At 74.4% G+C, this 16,928-nt stretch carries 16 protein-coding genes; 5 read left to right on the top strand and 11 right to left on the bottom strand.

Going from position 1 to position 16,928, the window contains the following annotated elements; genetic code table 11:
• The first annotated feature begins 105 nt into the window (after positions 1–105).
• From ACFWXO_RS32565 to ACFWXO_RS32550, 4 genes are read left to right on the top strand one after another with little or no spacing between them, the layout of a single operon-like run.
• Positions 106–1,155, top strand: coding sequence for an ABC transporter ATP-binding protein (locus ACFWXO_RS32565; RefSeq protein WP_375895284.1), 1,050 nt, complete (start codon positions 106–108; stop codon positions 1,153–1,155).
• A complete protein-coding gene (locus ACFWXO_RS32560; RefSeq protein WP_375895281.1) occupies positions 1,139–2,038 on the top strand; it encodes an ABC transporter permease in 900 nt (299 codons plus the stop codon). Before ACFWXO_RS32565 ends, ACFWXO_RS32560 begins: the two co-directional genes overlap by 17 nt.
• Before the next feature lie 9 nt (positions 2,039–2,047).
• Complete coding sequence (locus tag ACFWXO_RS32555; protein ID WP_375895278.1) at positions 2,048–2,965, top strand: ABC transporter ATP-binding protein; 918 nt, start codon at positions 2,048–2,050, stop codon at positions 2,963–2,965.
• A 52-nt stretch (positions 2,966–3,017) separates the two neighbouring features.
• Positions 3,018–3,734, top strand: coding sequence for an ABC transporter permease (locus ACFWXO_RS32550; protein ID WP_375895275.1), 717 nt, complete (start codon positions 3,018–3,020; stop codon positions 3,732–3,734).
• Positions 3,735–3,802: 68 nt separating this feature from the next.
• Here ACFWXO_RS32550 and ACFWXO_RS32545 read toward each other — a convergent pair whose 3' ends face one another.
• From ACFWXO_RS32545 to ACFWXO_RS32495, 11 genes are all read right to left on the bottom strand, one after another.
• A complete protein-coding gene (locus tag ACFWXO_RS32545) occupies positions 3,803–5,068 on the bottom strand; it encodes a CynX/NimT family MFS transporter (RefSeq protein ID WP_380528393.1) in 1,266 nt (421 codons plus the stop codon).
• Positions 5,069–5,221: 153 nt separating this feature from the next.
• Positions 5,222–5,953 (bottom strand): FadR/GntR family transcriptional regulator, encoded by a 732-nt coding sequence (locus tag ACFWXO_RS32540; protein ID WP_375895271.1) that lies wholly within the window; start codon positions 5,951–5,953, stop codon positions 5,222–5,224.
• Positions 5,954–6,065: 112 nt separating this feature from the next.
• Entirely contained in the window at positions 6,066–6,899 is an 834-nt protein-coding gene (locus tag ACFWXO_RS32535; RefSeq protein WP_380528391.1) for an HAD family hydrolase, read from the bottom strand.
• On the bottom strand, positions 6,896–8,170 hold the full coding sequence (serS, locus tag ACFWXO_RS32530) for a serine--tRNA ligase (protein WP_375895266.1): 1,275 nt from the start codon (positions 8,168–8,170) through the stop codon (positions 6,896–6,898). The genes ACFWXO_RS32535 and serS overlap by 4 nt, the downstream gene beginning before the upstream one ends.
• A gap of 550 nt (positions 8,171–8,720) precedes the next feature.
• Positions 8,721–9,656: a prephenate dehydratase gene (gene pheA, locus ACFWXO_RS32525; RefSeq protein ID WP_380528389.1), complete on the bottom strand. Its 936-nt coding sequence runs from the start codon at positions 9,654–9,656 to the stop codon at positions 8,721–8,723.
• Between the two features lie 139 nt (positions 9,657–9,795).
• Positions 9,796–11,076, bottom strand: coding sequence for an iron uptake transporter deferrochelatase/peroxidase subunit (gene efeB, locus ACFWXO_RS32520; protein ID WP_380528386.1), 1,281 nt, complete (start codon positions 11,074–11,076; stop codon positions 9,796–9,798).
• Positions 11,073–13,145 (bottom strand): FixH family protein, encoded by a 2,073-nt coding sequence (locus tag ACFWXO_RS32515; protein ID WP_380528384.1) that lies wholly within the window; start codon positions 13,143–13,145, stop codon positions 11,073–11,075. The genes efeB and ACFWXO_RS32515 overlap by 4 nt, the downstream gene beginning before the upstream one ends.
• Positions 13,146–13,158: 13 nt before the next feature.
• The gene (locus tag ACFWXO_RS32510; RefSeq protein ID WP_375895254.1) at positions 13,159–13,656 is read right to left on the bottom strand and encodes a copper chaperone PCu(A)C; all 498 of its coding nucleotides are present in this window, start codon (positions 13,654–13,656) and stop codon (positions 13,159–13,161) included.
• Positions 13,656–14,327, bottom strand: a complete 672-nt coding sequence (locus ACFWXO_RS32505) for an SCO family protein (RefSeq protein ID WP_380528382.1) — start codon at positions 14,325–14,327, stop codon at positions 13,656–13,658. The genes ACFWXO_RS32510 and ACFWXO_RS32505 overlap by 1 nt, the downstream gene beginning before the upstream one ends.
• A 180-nt stretch (positions 14,328–14,507) precedes the next feature.
• On the bottom strand, positions 14,508–15,263 hold the full coding sequence (locus tag ACFWXO_RS32500) for a YcnI family protein (RefSeq protein ID WP_375895249.1): 756 nt from the start codon (positions 15,261–15,263) through the stop codon (positions 14,508–14,510).
• Positions 15,264–15,444: 181 nt separating this feature from the next.
• On the bottom strand, positions 15,445–16,263 hold the full coding sequence (locus ACFWXO_RS32495) for a hypothetical protein (protein WP_380528380.1): 819 nt from the start codon (positions 16,261–16,263) through the stop codon (positions 15,445–15,447).
• 229 nt (positions 16,264–16,492) lie between these two features.
• On the opposite strand from ACFWXO_RS32495, the gene ACFWXO_RS32490 reads away from it, so the two are divergent.
• Positions 16,493–16,928: ATP-binding protein (locus tag ACFWXO_RS32490; protein WP_380528378.1), on the top strand; the 436-nt coding region annotated here is incomplete at its 3' end.

The raw sequence follows: 16,928 nt of genomic DNA, 5'->3' as shown, positions 1-16,928 counted from the left end.
CCCGGCGCCCCGGGCACACCCCGGCTCCGCGACCCTTAGGGGAGATCGGTCCCCACGTCATACCGCAGCAGCAGACGCCCCCGGGAAGCCTCGTCATTCCAGCTCATGGCCCCTGCGGCGCGGGACCGTTACGTTGAGGGCGTGTCCACTGCTGTCATCAAGACCGAGGGCCTCACCAAGAGCTTCCCCCGGGTCACCGCGCTCGACCAGCTGACCGTCGAGGTCCAGCCCGGGGTCGTCGGGCTGGTCGGGGCCAACGGGGCGGGCAAGTCCACCCTGATCAAGATCCTGCTCGGGCTCGCCCCGGCGACGTCCGGCCGCGGCGAGGTGCTCGGCCTGGACATCGCCACCCGGGGCTCGGAGATCCGCGAACAGGTCGGCTACATGCCCGAACACGACTGCCTGCCACCGGACGTCTCGGCGACGGAGTTCGTGGTGCACATGGCGCGGATGGCGGGGCTGCCCGCGACCGCCGCGCGGGAGCGCACCGCGGACACGCTGCGGCACGTGGGCCTGTACGAGGAGCGGTACCGCCCGATGGGCGGCTACTCGACCGGCATGAAGCAGCGGGTGAAGCTGGCCCAGGCGCTGGTGCACGACCCGAAGCTGGTGCTGCTGGACGAGCCGACCAACGGCCTGGACCCGGCCGGCCGGGACGAGATGCTCGCCCTGATCCGCCGGGTGCACACCGACTTCGGCATCTCGGTGCTGGTCACCACCCACCTGCTCGGCGAGCTGGAGCGGACCTGCGACCACCTGGTGGTGATCGACGGCGGCAAGCTGCTGCGCTCCTCCTCCACGGCCTCCTTCACCGAGGCGACCGCCGTCCTCGCGGTGGAGGTCACCGACTTCCCGCAGGACACCGCCGCCGAGCCCGGCGCCACCGTCCGGGAGCGCCTCGCCGCCACCGGGCTGGACGTCCGGGCGGAGGGCTCGCACCTGCTGCTGGTCCGGCTGGACGGCGAGGACACCTACGACACCATCCGCGACACGGTCGCCGAACTCGGCCTCGGCCTGGTCCGGTTGGAGCAGCGCCGGCACCGGGTCGCGGAACTCTTCACCGACCACGAGGAAGCCGATGCGATGGCGTACGACGCGCCCCACGGCGACGACCGGAGCAGCAGGGGAGGGACGGACGATGCCGCAGCCTCCTGACACCAGGGCCGCCGACACCGGTGTCATCCACGACATCGGCTACCGCGGCTACACCGGTCCGCGCCTCGGCCGCGCCTACGCCACCCGCTCGCTCTTCACCCAGAGCCTGCGCGCCGCCTACGGCCTGGGCCGCTCCGGCAAGTCCAAGGTGCTGCCGATGCTGCTGCTGGGCGTGGTCACCGTCCCGGCGATGATCTTCGTCGCGGGCGCGGTCTACCTCAAGCGGGACGAACTCCCGGTCGAGTACGCCGGCTACCTCTCCAGCCTCGGCCTGGTGGTGTCGATCTTCCTCGCCGCCCAGGCGCCGGTGCTGCTCTCCCGGGACCTCCGCTACCACACCGTCCCGCTGTACTTCTCCCGTCCGATCACCCGCGCCGACTACGTCCGGGCCAAGTTCGGCGCCATGGCCTGCGCCCAGTTCCTGCTGATGGCAGCCCCGTTGCTGGTGCTGTACGCGGGCGCGCTGCTCGCCGGGATGGACTTCGGGCACAACACCGGCCAGTTCCTCTACGGCCTGGTGGCGGCCGTGCTCTACGCCCTGGTGCCCACCTCGGTGGCCCTGGTGATCGCCGCGAGCACCCCGCGCCGGGGCTTCGGGGTGGCCGCCATCATGGGCTACCTGGTGGTGAGTTCGACCCTCGCCGCGGTCGTGGTCGGCATCAGCAGCCCCGGCCCGGGCGGCTCGGACGCGGCCCAGTGGACGTCGCTGATCTCGCCGAACGGCCTGGTGGAGGCGCTGGTCAACCAGGTCTTCGACCTCGGGTCCGGGATCGACCGCCGGCACGCCCCGGGGGCGCTCGGCACGCTGGTGTTCGCACTCGTCGCCGCGGCGATGGTGGCGGGCTCCTACCGCCTCCTGCTGCGCCGCTACGAGAAGGTCTGAGAGGGCGGCATGGCCACCATCACCATCGACAAGGTCTCCCGCTGGTTCGGGAACGTGGTCGCGGTCAACGACATCTCCATGTCGATCGGCCCCGGCATCACCGGGCTGCTCGGGCCGAACGGCGCGGGCAAGTCCACCCTCATCCACATGATGAGCGGCTTCCTCGCCCCCTCCAGCGGCGCGGTCACCCTGGACGGCGCGCAGATCTGGCGCAACCAGCAGGTGTACCGGCAGATCGGCCTGGTGCCCGAGCGGGAGTCGATGTACGACTACCTGACCGGCTGGGAGTTCGTCCTCGCCAACGCCGAACTGCACGGCCTGCCGCAGCCCGGCGCCGCCGCCCGGCGCGCCCTCGACCTGGTCGAGATGGCGCCCGCCAAGGACCGCCGCACCGGGACGTACTCCAAGGGCATGAAACAGCGGGTCAAGATGGCCTCGGCGCTGGTCCACGACCCGGCCGTGCTGCTGCTGGACGAGCCCTTCAACGGCATGGACCCGCGCCAGCGGCTCCAGCTGATGGAGCTGCTGCGCCGCTTCGGCGCGGACGGCCGGACGGTGCTGTTCTCCTCCCACATCCTGGAGGAGGTCGAGCAACTGGCCCGGCACATCGAGGTGGTGGTGGCCGGACGGCACGCCGCCTCGGGCGACTTCCGGCGGATCCGGCGGCTGATGACCGACCGGCCGCACCGCTACCTGGTCCGCTCCAGCGACGACCGCCGGCTCGCCGCCGCACTGATCGCCGACGGCTCGACCACCGGCATCGAGGTGGACGAGCGGGAACGGGCACTGCGGATCGAGGCGGTGAACTTCCAGGGCTTCACCACCCTGCTGCCCAGGGTCGCCCGGGAGGCCGGCATCCGGCTGTACACCGTGTCCCCGGCGGACGAGTCGCTGGAGAGCGTCTTCTCCTACCTGGTCTCGGCATGACCCCCGGCCCCACCCGCGCCACCCACCGGACCCAGGAAGGGGTCGACCGACCATGAACCCGACCGTCGCCAGGCTGACCCTGCGCGGCCTGCTCGGCCGCCGCCGCGGCGCGCTGCTGCTGGTGGCCCCGGCCCTGCTGCTGATCGTCGCGGCGATCGCCGCCGGGTCGAGCGGCGACGCGCACAGCCTGACCGTCAAGATCCTCGGCCAGCTGGACCTCGGCACCCTGCTGCCGATCCTCGGCCTGGTGATCGGCACCGGGGTGATCGCCACCGAGATCGACGACGGCTCGATCGTCTACCTGCTGGCCAAGCCGCTGCCGCGCTGGCAGATCATCACCACCAAGCTGGCCGTCGCGATCGGCACCACCTGGGTGTTCGCCGCCGTCCCGACGCTGCTCGCCGGGCTGCTGCTGTACGGGACGAAGGACGGCGTGGCGCTCGGCTACACCGTCGCGGTGCTGGTCGCCGGGGCCGTGTACAGCGCGCTGTTCCTGCTGCTCGGCGTGGTCACCCGGCACGCGGTGGTGGCCGGGCTGGCGTACGCGCTGATCTGGGAGTCGCTGATCGGCAACTTCGTCGAGGGCGCCCGCACGCTGAGCGTCCAGCAGTGGGGCCGGGCGGTCGCCGAGGCGGTCGCGGGGGACAACGCGATCGGCGCCGACGTGTCGCTCGGGGCGGCCGTCCCGCTGCTGCTGGTGGTCGCCGTCGGGGCGACCGTGCTGGCCTCGGTGAAGCTGGCCGGGCTGACCCTGGCCGCCGAGGAGTAGGCCGCGCCTCGCGCGACCGGGCCCGGACTCCCACGGAGTCCGGGCCCGGTCGGCGTTGCGGGGGCGTCCTACAGGGTCCGGTTCCGTCCGGCGCCGAGACCGGCCGCGCCGACCACCAGGACCAGCACCAGCATCAGCACCAGGGTGGCGTCCCAGCCGCCGGTGAGCTGGTGCAGCGCCCCGGCGCCGACCGGGCCGGCCGCCGCGACCAGGTAGCCGATCGCCTGGGACATGCCGCCCAGCTGGGCGGCGCCGGCCGCGGTGCCGGTGCGCAGCACGATGAAGGCCAGGCCGAGGCCGAGCGAGCCGCCCTGGGCCAGGCCGAGGATGGTCGCCGACACCCAGGCGCCGGAGACCGGTGCGACCAGCAGCAGGGCGATGCCGAGCCCGTTCAGGACGGCCATGGTGACGGCGAGGGCGCGCTGGCTCGTCATCCGGCCGGCCATCAGCGGCACCAGGAAGGCGCCGGCCACCTGCACCAGGTTGGAGTAGGCGAAGACCAGGCTGGCCCGGCCGCGGTCCATGCCGTGGTCGGCCAGGATGGTCGGCATCCACGCGACCAGGGTGTAGACCAGCAGCGAGGAGATGCCCATGAACAGGCTGATCTGCCAGGCCAGCGGGGACTTCCAGATGCCCTCGATCGGCTTGCCGGCCCTGGCGGCCCCTCCGGGCCGGTCGTCCCGGGCGGGGGCGGCCGCCCCGGCCTTCGCCTGCCGGGAGCGCAGCACCTGCGGCAGCCAGGCCACCGCGGCGATCAGCGCGAGCAGCGACCAGGCGCCGAGCGAGGCCCGCCAGCCGCCGCCGAGCGCGTGCTCCAGCGGGACGGAGGTGCCGGCCGCGAGGGTGGCGCCGACCAGCATGGTGGTCGAGTAGACGCCGGTCATGGTGGCCGCGCGGTCCGGGAACTCCCGCTTGACCAGGCCCGGCATCGACACGTTCAGCACCGCGATGGCCACGCCGATCACCACGCAGCCCGCGTACAGCGCGAACACCGAGGGCAGCACCCGCAGCAGCACGCCGGCGCCGAGCACCAGCACCGCGCCGAGCACCACCCGCTCGGTGCCGAACCGGCGGGTCAGCCGGGGGGTGAGCGGGGCGCCGACGCCCTGGAACAGCACCGGGATGGTGGTGATCAGCCCGCCCGCGGTGGCGGACAGCCCGAAGGTGCGCTGGATCTCGCCGACCATCGGGGAGATCGCGGCCAGACAGGCGCGCATGTTCAGCGCGACCAGCAGGATGCCGGTCAGCAGCAGCGCGGGGTGGGCCAGCCGGCTGCGGACGGGGAGCGGGGCGGCAGTGGTGACAACCGGCTGCGGGGCGCGGGTGACGGCCATGGGTGTGCTGTTCTTTCCGGGGCTCGGGGGTGGCGCGGGCACGGCGGGAGGAGGCCTCCACCGGCCGCGGGCAGGACGGGAGGGCAGGACGGGAGGGCAGGACGGGAGAGAGCAGGCAGCGGGGCTGCGTGCGGAAGCGGGGCTTGCGCCGTCCTACTTCCGGGCCGCGATGGCCGCGAGGAGCTGCTCGACGGCCGCGGTGGGCTCGGCGAGCAGCGCCCGACACGCCGCCTCGGCGCGGTCCGGGTCGCCGCTCTCGATGGCGTCCACCAGCGCCTCGTGGGTGGCCACGACCGCCTCGGGCATCTCGTGGTCGCCGAAGGCGGAGGTCATCGCCTCGCGCACGGAGGCGCCGAAGTAGCGGTACACCTCGGCCAGCGCCGGGTTGTGCGCGGCCTCGACGATGGCGGTGTGGAACTCCAGGTCGTGCTCGACGGTGGCCTGGCGGCCGGCCCGCTCGGAGTGCTGGGCGAAGACCTCGGCCTCACGGGCCAGCGCGGCCCGCATCCGCCGGACGTCCTCGGGGGTGTGCCGCAGCGCGGCCAGTCGGGCGGCCTCGGTCTCCAGCGCGGCGCGGACCTCCAGGACGTCCCGGATGCCCGAGCGCTGGACGCCGCGGAGCACCGCCGCCGGGTCGCTGGTGGACCGTACGAAGGTGCCCTCGCCCTGCCGGGAGACCAGCATCCCGGCGTGCACCAGCACCCGGAGGGCCTCCCGCACGGTGTTGCGGCCGACCTGCAGCTGCTCGGCCAGCTCGTGCTCGGTGGGGATCTGCGACCCCACCGGCCAGGCTCCGCCGGCCAGCTGCTCGCGCAGCCGGTCGATCGCGGTGTCCACCAGGGAACGCCGCCCGGCCGCCTGCAGGCCGTTGCCGTCGCCGCTCATGCCGGGCCTCCCTTCGCACACCGCTCATCGGTCGTCGGTCATCCTACAACCACGTGCCCGGTCATCCTACAACTGGGGGTGAACCGTCCGTGAACGTGTCCCGGGGGGGCGCTCAGCGCGTCGGGTAGAGGCGCTCCAGGACGACCGCGACGCCGTCCTCGTCGTTGCCCGCGGTGACCTCGTCGGCGACGGCGAGCAGTTCCTCGTGGGCGTTGGCCATGGCCACGCCGTGCGCCGCCCAGCCGAACATCGGCACGTCGTTGGGCATGTCGCCGAAGGCGATGGTGTCGGCGGCGCGCACGCCCAGGCGGCGGGCGGCGACGGCCAGGCCGGTGGCCTTGGACAGGCCCAGCGGCAGCAGTTCGACCACGCCGGGGCCGGCCATCACCACGCCGACCAGGTCGCCGGCGGCGCGCCGGGCGGCCTCGGCGAGGCCGTCGTCGGTCAGCCCGGGGTGCTGGATGTAGAGCTTGCTGAGCGGGGAGACGAAGAGTTCGCCGCGCTCGGCCCGGACGACCGGGAGGTCGGAGCCGATCAGCAGCTCGTAGCCGGGGCCGGCCAGCACCTGGCCGTCCAGGCCGTCCTGGTTGGCGGCGACGGCCAGCGGGCCGGTCTCGGCCTCGATCTTCTCGATCGCGACCGCGGCGAGCCGGCGGTCCAGGGTGAGCGAGGTGAGCAGCTTGTGGGCGCCGGCGTCGTAGACCTGGGCGCCCTGGCCGCAGACCGCTATCCCGGTGTAGCCGATCTCGTCGAAGACCGGACGGGCCCAGACGGCCGAGCGGCCGGTCACCACGATGTGCAGCGCGCCCGCGCCGGTGGCCGCGGCCAGCGCGGCGCGGGTGCGCTCGGAGACGGTTTCCGCGCTGGTGAGCAGGGTGCCGTCGAGGTCGGTGGCGACCAGCCGGTAGGGCAGGTCGCCACCGATCAGGTGGGTGGAGGAGGTCACTTGACCGGCTCGAGGACGGTCCGCCCGCCGAGGTACGGACGCAGCGCCTCGGGCACGACGACCGAGCCGTCGGCCTGCTGGTGGTTCTCCAGGATCGCCACGATGGTGCGCGGCACGGCTACCAGGGTGCCGTTCAGGGTGGCGAGCGGGCGGGTCTTGCCGTCCTCGCGCATCCGGATCGACAGCCGGCGGGCCTGGTACTCGGTGGTGTTGGAGGTCGAGGTGACCTCGCGGTACTTGCCCTGGGTCGGGATCCAGGCCTCGATGTCGAACTTGCGCACGGCCGAGGAGCCGAGGTCGCCGGAGGCGACGTCGATCACCCGGTACGGCAGCTCCAGCGCGTTGAGGAAGTCCTTCTCCCACTGGAGCAGGCGGCGGTGCTCGTTCTCCGCGTCCTCGGGCGTGGTGAAGACGAACATCTCCACCTTCTCGAACTGGTGGACCCGGATGATGCCGCGGGTGTCCTTGCCGTAGGTGCCGGCCTCGCGGCGGAAGCAGGACGAGTAGCCGGCGTAGCGCAGCGGCAGCTTGTCGGCCTCGATGATCTCGTCCATGTGGTACGCCGCCAGCGGGACCTCGCTGGTGCCGACCAGGTACTTGTCCTCCTCGGGGAGGTGGTACACGTTCTCGGCGGCCTGGCCGAGGAAGCCGGTGCCGTCCATGGCGGCCGGGCGGACCAGGGCCGGGGTGATCATCGGGATGAAGCCGGCCGCGGTGGCCTGGGCGATCGCCATGTTGACCAGGGCGAGCTCCAGCAGCGCACCGGGACCGGTCAGGTAGTAGGAACGGGCACCGGCGACCTTGGCGCCGCGCTCGGTGTCGATCGCGCCCAGCAGCTGGCCCAGCTCGACGTGGTCGCGGGGCTCGAAGCCCTCGGCGGCGAAGTCGCGCGGGGTGCCGATCTCCTCCAGGGTGACGAAGTCCTCCTCGCCGCCGACCGGGGCGGCCGGGTCGATGAGGTTCGCCAGGGAGCGGAGCAGGCGGTCCGCCTCCTCCTTGGCCGCGCTCTGCTCGGCGTCCGCGGCCTTGACCTCGGTGGCCAGTTCCTTGGTGCGCTGCAGCAGGGCGGTCTTCTCGTCGCCCTTGGCCTGGGCGACCTGCTTGCCGAGCACCCGCTGCTCGTTGCGCAGTTCGTCGAAGCGGCTGCCCGAGGACCGGCGCCGTTCGTCGGCGGAGAGGAGGGCGTCGACGATGTCGACGTCCTCGCCACGGACGCGCTGCGAGGCGCGCACTCGGTCAGGGTCCTCACGAAGCAGGCGAAGGTCAATCACAGGCCCAAGCGTACCGGGCGGCCGTTCCTCCACCGGTACCGGTTTTCCCCTGGGGATAACCCACCGGTTCCTGTGGATAACTCCGGTGGAGAACCGTCCGCCCCCAGGCCGGGGGCGGGTTATCCACAGGCCCGGCCCCGGGCCTGTGGATGGGGGGCGGGGATCGGGATCCGCTGATCGAAACCAGGGAATTGAGGTTTCAAACCTCAATGAACCTTCTCGGGTGAGGGAATTGAAGCACTCGCACGGGTGATTTGCAGGCAAGCGGGTGACTCTGGTCCGATAAGTCATCTCTGCGACGCAAACCGATGGTCCGACCAGTTCTGGGCAATGGCTATACCGGTTTGTCGACTCATCCCCAGGCCTGTGGATAACTTCCGGCTGTGGACAGCGGGGACGCCTGTGGACAGTGGCCCCCGGAGCGCGGCGTTCCTGTGGATGACGGTACGGTCACCCGCCGCGTTCGGTCGGGCCGGTCGATAACGGTCGGAAAAGGTCGGAAAGACACGAGATGACGCTCGGCTGTCCGGAGCCGGCCCACCTCGGGGAATCAGATGTCCCCGCGCCCGTCGAGTGCCCGGGAGAGCCAGTCCGCCGCCGCGGTGAAATCCTCGTCCGACGTGCCCGGCCGCCGGTGCTTGGACACCTGCCGGTCCGCGCGCGGATAGGAGCCGAGGAACCGGACCTGCGGGCTGATCCGCTTGAGCCCCATCATCGCCTCGGCCACCCGCCGCTCCGACAGGTGCCCCTCGCAGTCGATCAGGAAGCAGTAGCTGCCCAGCCCCTCGCCGGTCGGCCGGGACTCGATCCGCATCAGGTTCACCCCGCGCACCGCGAACTCCTGCAGCAGCTCCAGCAGCGCACCCGGGTGGTCGTCCGGCAGCCAGACCACCATCGAGGTCTTGTCCGCCCCGGTCGGCGAGGAGACCCGCCCCGGACGGCCGACCAGCACGAACCGGGTGGTCGCGCTCTGGGCGTCCGCGATCTCCTTGACCAGCGGGTCCAGCCCGTAGATCGGCGCCGCGAACTCGCCCGCGAACGCCCCGTCGTACCGGCCCTCGGCGACCAGCCGGGCGCCGTCCGCGTTGGAGGCGGCCGACTCCCAGGCCGCGTCCGGCAGGTTGGCCGCCAGCCACTTGCGCACCTGCGGCTGGGCCACCGGGTGGCTGGTCACCGTCTTGACCCCGGACAGCTCGGTGCCCGGCCGCACCAGCAGCGCGAAGGTGATCGGCAGCAGCACCTCGCGGTAGATCATCAGCGGTGCGCCGGCGGCCAGTTCGTCGTTGGTCGCGGTGACCGCGCCCTCCACCGAGTTCTCGATCGGCACGAACGCCCCGGCGGCCTCCCCGGCGCGCACCGCCTCCAGCGCCAGCGCCACCGAGGACAGCGGCACCAGCTCCCGGGTCGCCGCCTCGGGCAGGGTGTGCAGCGCCGCCTCGGTGAAGGTGCCGGCCGGGCCGAGGTAGGTGTAGCGGGTGGCCGACATGACGCCTCCGTTGCCAGGGGGGTGGTGCCCGAGCCGGGTGCTGCCCGAGCGGGGTGGTGCCGAAGCAGTCACCATAACGAGTCCGCGGCCCCGGCATGACCGCGTTCCGGTGGCCGGGACCGCTCCTCGCGCGCGGGCGCTACCCGTCCAGGAGTTGCTGCCCCAGGTAGCCCCCGGCCGGCACCCCCGGGGGGACGGCGTACAGCCCGCTCGCCTCGTGCCGGAGGAAGCGGGACAGCCCGTCGCCCCGGGAGAGCTTGCGCTGCACCGGGGTGAAGCCCCTGCGCGGGTCGGCCTGGAAGGCGAGGAAGAGCAGGCCGGCGTCCGGCGAGCCGTCCGGCAGCGCCCCGTCGTGGTACGAGAAGCCGCGCCGCAGCATCGCCGCCCCGCCGTTGCCCGCCGGGGCGGCGACCCGGACGTGGGCGTCGGCGGGGACGGCGAGAGCGCCGTCCGGGCCCTGGGCGGCGAGGTCCACCGGGGTGCCCTCGCCCGAGCCGGCCGGCGCGCTCAGCGGCGAACCGTCCGACTTGCGGCGGCCGATCACCCGCTCCTGGCGGTCCACCGGCAGCTCCTCCCAGTGGTCCAGCAGCATCCGGATCCGCCGGAACACCAGGTACGAGCCCCCGGCCAGCCAGGCCGGCTGGTCCCCGCCCGGGGCGCAGAACACCTTGGCGGCGAAGCCGTCCTCGCCGGGCCTGGGGTTGTTGGTGCCGTCGATCTGGCCCATCAGGTTGCGCCCGGTCACCGGGCGGGCGGCGGCGCCGGGGGTGCGGGCGAAGCCGGCCGACTGCCAGCGCGGGGCCGCCGTGCCGGCCGCCAGCTTCTGCAGGGTCCGCAGGGCGTGCAGCGTCACCAGCGCGTCGTCGGCGCCGATCTGGACGAACAGGTCGCCGTCGCCGCGCGCCGGGTCCAGCGCGTCGCCGGTGAAGGCGGGCAGCGGTTCGAGGGCGGCCGGGCGGCGGTCGGCCAGCCCGGCCTTGTCGAACAGCGCGGCGCCGAAGCCGAGCGTGACGGTGAGCGAGCAGGGCCCGGCGTCCAGGGCGACCTGGTTGTCGAACTCCGCGGCCGGCTCCCCGGCGGTCAGCCGCTCGACCGCCCCGGTCCAGCGCCGCAGCAGGGCGCGCAGCCCGTCCCGGCCGGCCCCGTCGACCAGGTCGAAGGCGGCCAACTGGACGCGGGCCTGGGCGGGTTCGAGGATGCCGGCCTGGTGCTCGGCGCGGAACGGCACCCGGCCCGCGCCGAGCGCGCCGGCCCCGCCGCCGGACGCCCCCGCCCCGGCGCCCGGCCGGTCGTCGTAGGCGACCGCCCCGGCCGCGCCCGCCCCGGCGCCGACCAGCAGTCCGGCGCCGGCCGTGCCGAGCAGGGCGCGGCGGGTGAAGCCCGCCGGGCTCGTCGTCTCGTCGTGCTCCACCGCGCTCATCCGATCTTGAACTGCTGGGTGGGGGTGGTCTGGTCGATGTCCGAGGAGCGGATCTGCACCGAGACCACCCAGGTGCCGGCCAGCGGGAGCTGGGTGGTGCCGCTCCAGCGCCCGGTGCCCTCCGCGGTGAGCGCGACCGGCAGCGGGCCGAGGTCGCGGTCCGGCAGGGTGAAGGCCAGCTGCACCTCGGGGACGTCCACCGGCTTGCCGTCCGCGCCGTCCAGCGCGAGCTTGACCTCGTTCGGGCCGGTCCGGGCCGGGTTGAGGGTGACGGTCGCGGTGCCCTTGGCGTTCGGCGTCCGGCCCTTGGTGTCGTACGGCAGCTTGAGCTCCACCGTGCGGCCGGGCTCGGTCTGCGGGGCGGGCGCCGATCCGGCCGCCGCCGGGGCGGCGTTGCCGGCCGCCTTGACCTCGCCCGCGACCCGCCCGGGCGGGGAGTTGGTGAGCATCGTGGTGACCACCAGCACCGCCACCGCGACCAGCGCCTCCACCAGCACCGAGCGGCGCAGCCCGGCCCTGGTCGGGGTCAGCCCGCGCTCGCGGCCGGCGGTGCGCGCGGCGGCCCGCTGCCGTTCCAACTGGGCCCGCCGGACCGGGTCCTCGCCGTGCGCGACGGCGCCGACCGGCTCGGGCACCTCGGCCCGTTCGACCTCCGCCGCCTCGGCCGGGGCCGAGCGCAGCCGGGCCAGCCAGCTGCGGGAGATCCAGGCGACGCCCAGCATCACGACCACGCAGCCGGTCTTCACCAGCAGCAGCTTCCCGTACTCGGTGCCGGTCAGGGCGCTCCAACTGCCCAGGCCCCGCCAGGACTGGTAGACCCCGGTGACGGCCAGCACGGCCACCGAGCCGAAGGCGATCCGGGAGAAGCGGTCCACCACCTCGGCGCCGACGCCCTCGCGCAGCGCGACCAGCAGCGAGGCCAGCCCGCCCAGCCAGAGCGCCATCGCGATCAGGTGCAGGATTCCGAACGGCAGGGCCAGCCAGACCTGGATGCCCACCGAGGCGTGGTCGGCGCCGACCCAGGTCGCGGAGAGCGCCACCGCGAGCACCAGTCCGGCCACGCCCAGGCCGATCCGGGCCTCGCGCTGCGGCCGTGCGGCGGCCCGCTGCTCCAGCTCGTGCAGCTCGGCGGCCTCGGTGTCGTCGTCGTGCGGTTCCGCGTCCGCGTCCGTGCCTGAGCCCGAGCCCGAGCCCGAGGCCGAGCCCGCGGTCGCGACCGGCTTGGGCGGCTGCCCCAACTGCCCGACCAGCAGCGACAGGAAGATCCCGGCCGCGGCGAGCAGCAGCAGCCGGGCCGCCAGTGCGGTGCCGATCCGCTCGTCCAGGGTGGCGCGCACCAGCGACAGGTCGAGGGCCTGGCCGACGCCGGAGCCGCGCTCGTACGGGCCGCGCAGCATCAGCACCGCGACGGTCGAGGCCAGCAGCGCCGTCCAGCCGGTCATCAGCAGCCGCTGCACCGGGCGCCGGGCGGCGCCGGCCGGCCAGCAGACCAGGACGAAGGCGGCGACCCCGGCGAGCAGCGCGAAGGCGGCGTACGCGACGGTGCGGCCCGTGCCGTACAGGGCGGCGACCAGGCCGTCGGCCTTGGCGCCCTGCAGCGCGGTGGTGGACACCGAGGTGTCCGAGGGTGCGCCGATGGAGAAGGTGAACGCCCCGCCGACCGGGTGGGAGTCCTCCGAGACGGCCCGCCAGGCGACGGTGTACGTGCCGTTGGCGAGGCCGCTGCTGAGGCCGACCCGGGCGGTGTTGCCCTTGCCGTCGGCGTGCGCCGGGTTGCCGGTGTCCACGGCCTTGCCGGCCGGGTCGAGCACCCGGACGGAGTCGCTCGACAGCGACACCGCCTCGCTGAAGGTCAGGGTCACCGCCGGCGGGGCGGTGGCGACCACCGAGTTCTGCGACGGGTCGGTGGAGTCCAGGGTGGCGTGCGCGGACGCCGGGGCGGCGCCGGCGAGCATCAGCGCGAGCAGCGTGCCGAGCGTTCCCAGCGCCGCGGCGATGCGCAGCGGGACGCTCCGGCGGCGCGCGGCCGGCGGCCGTGACGCGCTGCGGGGGTGGGCGGCCTTCTCCATGCTGGCGGGTCCCCTAACTCTGGCCGGGGCGGTAGGTGAGCTCCTTGACCGGCACCTTGACGGAGATGGTGCCGGACTTGGCGAAGGTCAGGTCGAGCTCCAGCTCGTCACCCAGGGCGGGGGCCTTCTGCCAGTCCATGATCATCAGGTGGGTGCCGCCGCGGGCGAGCTGCAGCGCGCCGTGCGCGGGCACGTCCAGGCTGTTGACCTGCTCCATGGTCGAGGCGGTCGAGCGGTGCATGGTGACCGACCCGGCGGCGGGGCTGGTGACCTTGAGCAGCTGGTCCGGCCCGCCGTCGTTGCGGACGGTCAGGTAGCCGGCGCCCATCCCGCCCGCCGGGGGCAGCGGGATGTAGGAGTCGGCCACGCTCAGCTTCGCCGGACCGGCGTCCGACGGGCCGCCGTCCGGGCCGCCCGTCCCGCAGGCGGCGAGTATCGCGCCGCCGCCGAGGACCGTCGCCAGCACCGCCCCGGCCAGGGCCGAGCGGCGGAACCGTCGGTTCGCCGCCATCACGCCGCGACCCCCTTGGCGAGCAGCGGCAGGTCGTGCTCGTAGGTCTTCTCCTCGGTGCCGCTCATGTAGAGCACGTGCGCCTTGTCGTCCGAGGGGAGGAAGGCCAGCACCTGCGCGCCGTGGGTGGAGGTGACGGTGCCGTCCGCGTTGACCACCGGGTCCTCGATCATGATGCCGAGCGACTTGGCCGCGGTCTTCACCTTCGCCAGGTCGCCGGTGAGGCCTATGAAGTCGGTGCCCATCGAGTCCAGCCAGGTGCGCAGCACCTTGGGGGTGTCGCGCTGGGGGTCGGTGGAGACGAAGACGACGTTGACCTTCTTCCGGTCCTCCGCCGGGAGGGCCTTCATCGCGACCCCGATGTCGCCCATGGTGGTCGGGCAGACGTCCGGGCAGCTGGTGTAGCCGAAGAACAGCAGGGTGGCCCTGCCGTTGGTCTGCTGCCGCAGGTCGTACGGCTGGCCGGAGGTGTCGGTCAGCTGGAGGTCCGGCTTCTCGAAGTTCCTGGCCAGCTTGGTTCCCTGGTACGGGGTGTCCTCCTTCTGCTGGGTCACCTTGGCGGCGGTCGAACCGCCGCCGCCGGAGGAGCCGCAGGCGGACAGGGTCAGCGCGGCGGCCAGGGCGAGGGCGGCGGCGCCGGCCAGTCGGGTGGAGCGGGCGGTGCGGGGCATGGTGGTTCCGATCGGACGCGGTGGACCGCCGGCGGGGCCGTACCGGGAGGGGTGAGGGCCCCCCCGCCGGGGGGGCGGTGCGGGGGGGGGGGGGGGGGGGGGGCGGGGGCGGCCGGGGGGGGGGGGGGGCCCGGGGGGGGGGGCCGGGGGGGGGGGGGCCCCCCCCCCCCCGGCGAGGGGTCAGGAGGCGGAGCCGCTGTTCCTGCGGCGCAGGCCGAGCACGCCGACGGCGGTGCCGATCACGCCGACGACGATGCCGACCACGCCGAGGGTACGGGCGGTGCCGTCGCTGGACTTGGCGTCGCCGGCGGAGGCGGCGTGGTCGGAGCTGTCGCCGTGGGCGCCGGCGGCCGGGGAGGCGGTGGCGGAGGCGCCGTGGTGGTCGTCACCGGCGGCCTTGGTGAGCTTGAGGGCCGGGGCCGGGTGGGCCGGCTCGGGCTGGCCGGCCGCGGCCTCGTCGATCCAGCGGACCACGTCGCCGTTGTCGTAGGTCTGCAGGGCCTTGAAGACCATGCTGTCGGCGTCGGTCGGCAGCGGGCCGAGCGAGACCCGGAACTCCTGGAACTGGCCGGGGGCGATCTTGGTGCCCGGGTCGGCGGTCCAGGTGATCTTGGAGACGGCCTCGTTGACGTCGCTGCCGTGCACCTTGATCGGCTTGTCGAGCTTGGCCTTCTCGACGGCGGCCGTCCAGCCCGGCAGCGGCAGGGTCCGGACCGAGGCCAGCGGGTGGTCCAGCGGCAGGTTGACCTCCAGCTTCACCGTGCTCGCCGTGTCGCTCTCGTTCGGCACCCGGAAGTCGACGGCCGTGTAGCCGCCCTGCGCGGCCGAACCCGGGTTCACGGTGACGTGCGCGAAGGCGGGGCCGGCCAGCGCCACCACCGAGGCGGCGGCGGTCAGGGCGACGGCGGCGAGACGGCGGGTGGGAAGGGAACGCATGATGGGGGGTCTCCGATCGGAGCTCGGCACGTGACCGCCGCTCTCGGCGGCGGGCTGCACGCGCGGACGTGGGGGGCAGGACCAGGGGCCGCCGTCGCCGTGGACGGACGGAACGGCCCGGACACCGCGCACCGCACCCGGTCGGCCGACACCCCTCCTCGGGGTGCGCGCCAACGCCGGATCAGTACGCGAAGGCCCCGCACGGCGGCCCGCGCCGCACCACGCTGTGCCGCAGCACCGCGCCCGCGGGCAGCCGGCTCCCGCCGCCCCCCGCACCGAACCGGCGGACCGGACCGGCCACGCCGAACAGACCGCCCAGCAACGCGGCCACCAGCACCAGCGCCGAGCGCAGCGGCTCCGCCCAGTGCTCCCGGGCCGCCGACGCCGCCACCCGCAGCAGCCGCCACAGCGCCGCCTCGCCGCGCCGCAGCCACCAGCCCGCCACCAGCGCGGCGGCCAGGTGCCCGGCCAGCATCGACGGCGTCATCCCCAGCACTCCGCCCTGCTGCCACCAGGGCACGGCGGCGTACGCGTGCGGGTCCAGACCCGCCGAGGAGACCAGCTGCTCCGGCGAGGTGCCGGCGGGCAGGCCCACCAGGGTGCCCGGCCGGGCCTCGTTGCAGATCAGCCGCCCGGCCGCCTGCGGCACGCTCATCGGCACGCCGTCGTGCATCCCGTGGCCGCCCAGGCCGTGGAAGAGGCAGTGCAGCCCCAGCTGACCCGCGCCCAGCGCACCGGAGATGGCCACCAGCGAACGCTCCCGCCCGCCGCACGCCACCGCGAGCACCAGCACCGCGGCGAAGCCCGTCGCCAGCGCGACCGGCGGCACGTTCCCGCCACCCGCCAGCGCGTGCCCGGCGGCCGCTATCAGCGTGCACACCAGCGCGAACGGGACCGCCCGGGCAAGCCGCAGGTCCCAGGCGGCCCCCACCGGCCGAGCCGGCTGCGCTCGCTCGAAGACAGGGGTGCCCTGGAACGGGGCGGCGGGGAGGGCAGTCATGGCCGGGCCATCATCTCATCGCGTACACCGCCGACACGGGCAGGGTGGGAAATCCCTACGAATGCCCCGTTCGGCCGCGGCGTGCACCCCACCGCATGCGCCCTTCGGCACAGACCCCGTCCCCAGTCCATCCGCCGAACGGGCGGTAGCCGCCCCCGGGCACGGTTCACCGCCGAATCGCCCGGAGATACCTAGTTGTATGTGGAGCCGCAGCCAGGAGGGACCTCCCGTGGACATCTGGTGGACTCTGCACCTCAAGCGCGACCCGGCCAGCGTTCCGCTGGCCCGGCGCATCCTGCTCGGTGCCATGGCGACCGCGGGCGTCGACCCCCAGATCGCCGACGACCTCGGCGTCGCCCTCACCGAGGCCTGCGCCAACGCCGTCGAACACGGCGCCACCGGCCGGCCCGACGACGGCTTCCAGGTCACCGCCGCCATCAACGGCGACCGGCTGCGGATCGAGGTCACCGACTCCGGCCCGGGCCTGCCCGCGCCCAGCGCCCCGCCCGCCCGCCGCCCGGCCGCCCCCGCCCCGGCCGGCCACGCGCCCCGCCCCCCCCCCCGCGGGCGCGCCCCCCGGGCCGGCCCGCGCCGCACCGCCCCCCCCCCCCCCCCCCCGCGCCCCCCCCACCCCCCCCCCCACCCCCCCCCCCCCCCCCCCGGCG

The organism is Kitasatospora sp. NPDC059088 (assembly GCF_042738155.1).
Classification (GTDB): Bacteria; Actinomycetota; Actinomycetes; order Streptomycetales; family Streptomycetaceae; genus Kitasatospora.
Note: the sequence above shows the minus strand (reverse complement) of the source record. Positions and strands in the feature narration are given on the sequence as shown.

Coding starts and splice junctions, on each gene's coding strand:
- ACFWXO_RS32565 (WP_375895284.1), top strand. CDS start 106: ATGGCCCCTGCGGCGCGGGACCGTTACGTTGAGGGCGTGTCCACTGCT.
- ACFWXO_RS32560 (WP_375895281.1), top strand. CDS start 1,139: ATGCCGCAGCCTCCTGACACCAGGGCCGCCGACACCGGTGTCATCCAC.
- ACFWXO_RS32555 (WP_375895278.1), top strand. CDS start 2,048: ATGGCCACCATCACCATCGACAAGGTCTCCCGCTGGTTCGGGAACGTG.
- ACFWXO_RS32550 (WP_375895275.1), top strand. CDS start 3,018: ATGAACCCGACCGTCGCCAGGCTGACCCTGCGCGGCCTGCTCGGCCGC.
- ACFWXO_RS32545 (WP_380528393.1), bottom strand. CDS start 5,068: ATGGCCGTCACCCGCGCCCCGCAGCCGGTTGTCACCACTGCCGCCCCG.
- ACFWXO_RS32540 (WP_375895271.1), bottom strand. CDS start 5,953: ATGAGCGGCGACGGCAACGGCCTGCAGGCGGCCGGGCGGCGTTCCCTG.
- pheA (WP_380528389.1), bottom strand. CDS start 9,656: ATGTCGGCCACCCGCTACACCTACCTCGGCCCGGCCGGCACCTTCACC.
- efeB (WP_380528386.1), bottom strand. CDS start 11,076: ATGAGCGCGGTGGAGCACGACGAGACGACGAGCCCGGCGGGCTTCACC.
- ACFWXO_RS32515 (WP_380528384.1), bottom strand. CDS start 13,145: ATGGAGAAGGCCGCCCACCCCCGCAGCGCGTCACGGCCGCCGGCCGCG.
- ACFWXO_RS32510 (WP_375895254.1), bottom strand. CDS start 13,656: ATGGCGGCGAACCGACGGTTCCGCCGCTCGGCCCTGGCCGGGGCGGTG.
- ACFWXO_RS32505 (WP_380528382.1), bottom strand. CDS start 14,327: ATGCCCCGCACCGCCCGCTCCACCCGACTGGCCGGCGCCGCCGCCCTC.
- ACFWXO_RS32500 (WP_375895249.1), bottom strand. CDS start 15,263: ATGCGTTCCCTTCCCACCCGCCGTCTCGCCGCCGTCGCCCTGACCGCC.
- ACFWXO_RS32495 (WP_380528380.1), bottom strand. CDS start 16,263: ATGACTGCCCTCCCCGCCGCCCCGTTCCAGGGCACCCCTGTCTTCGAG.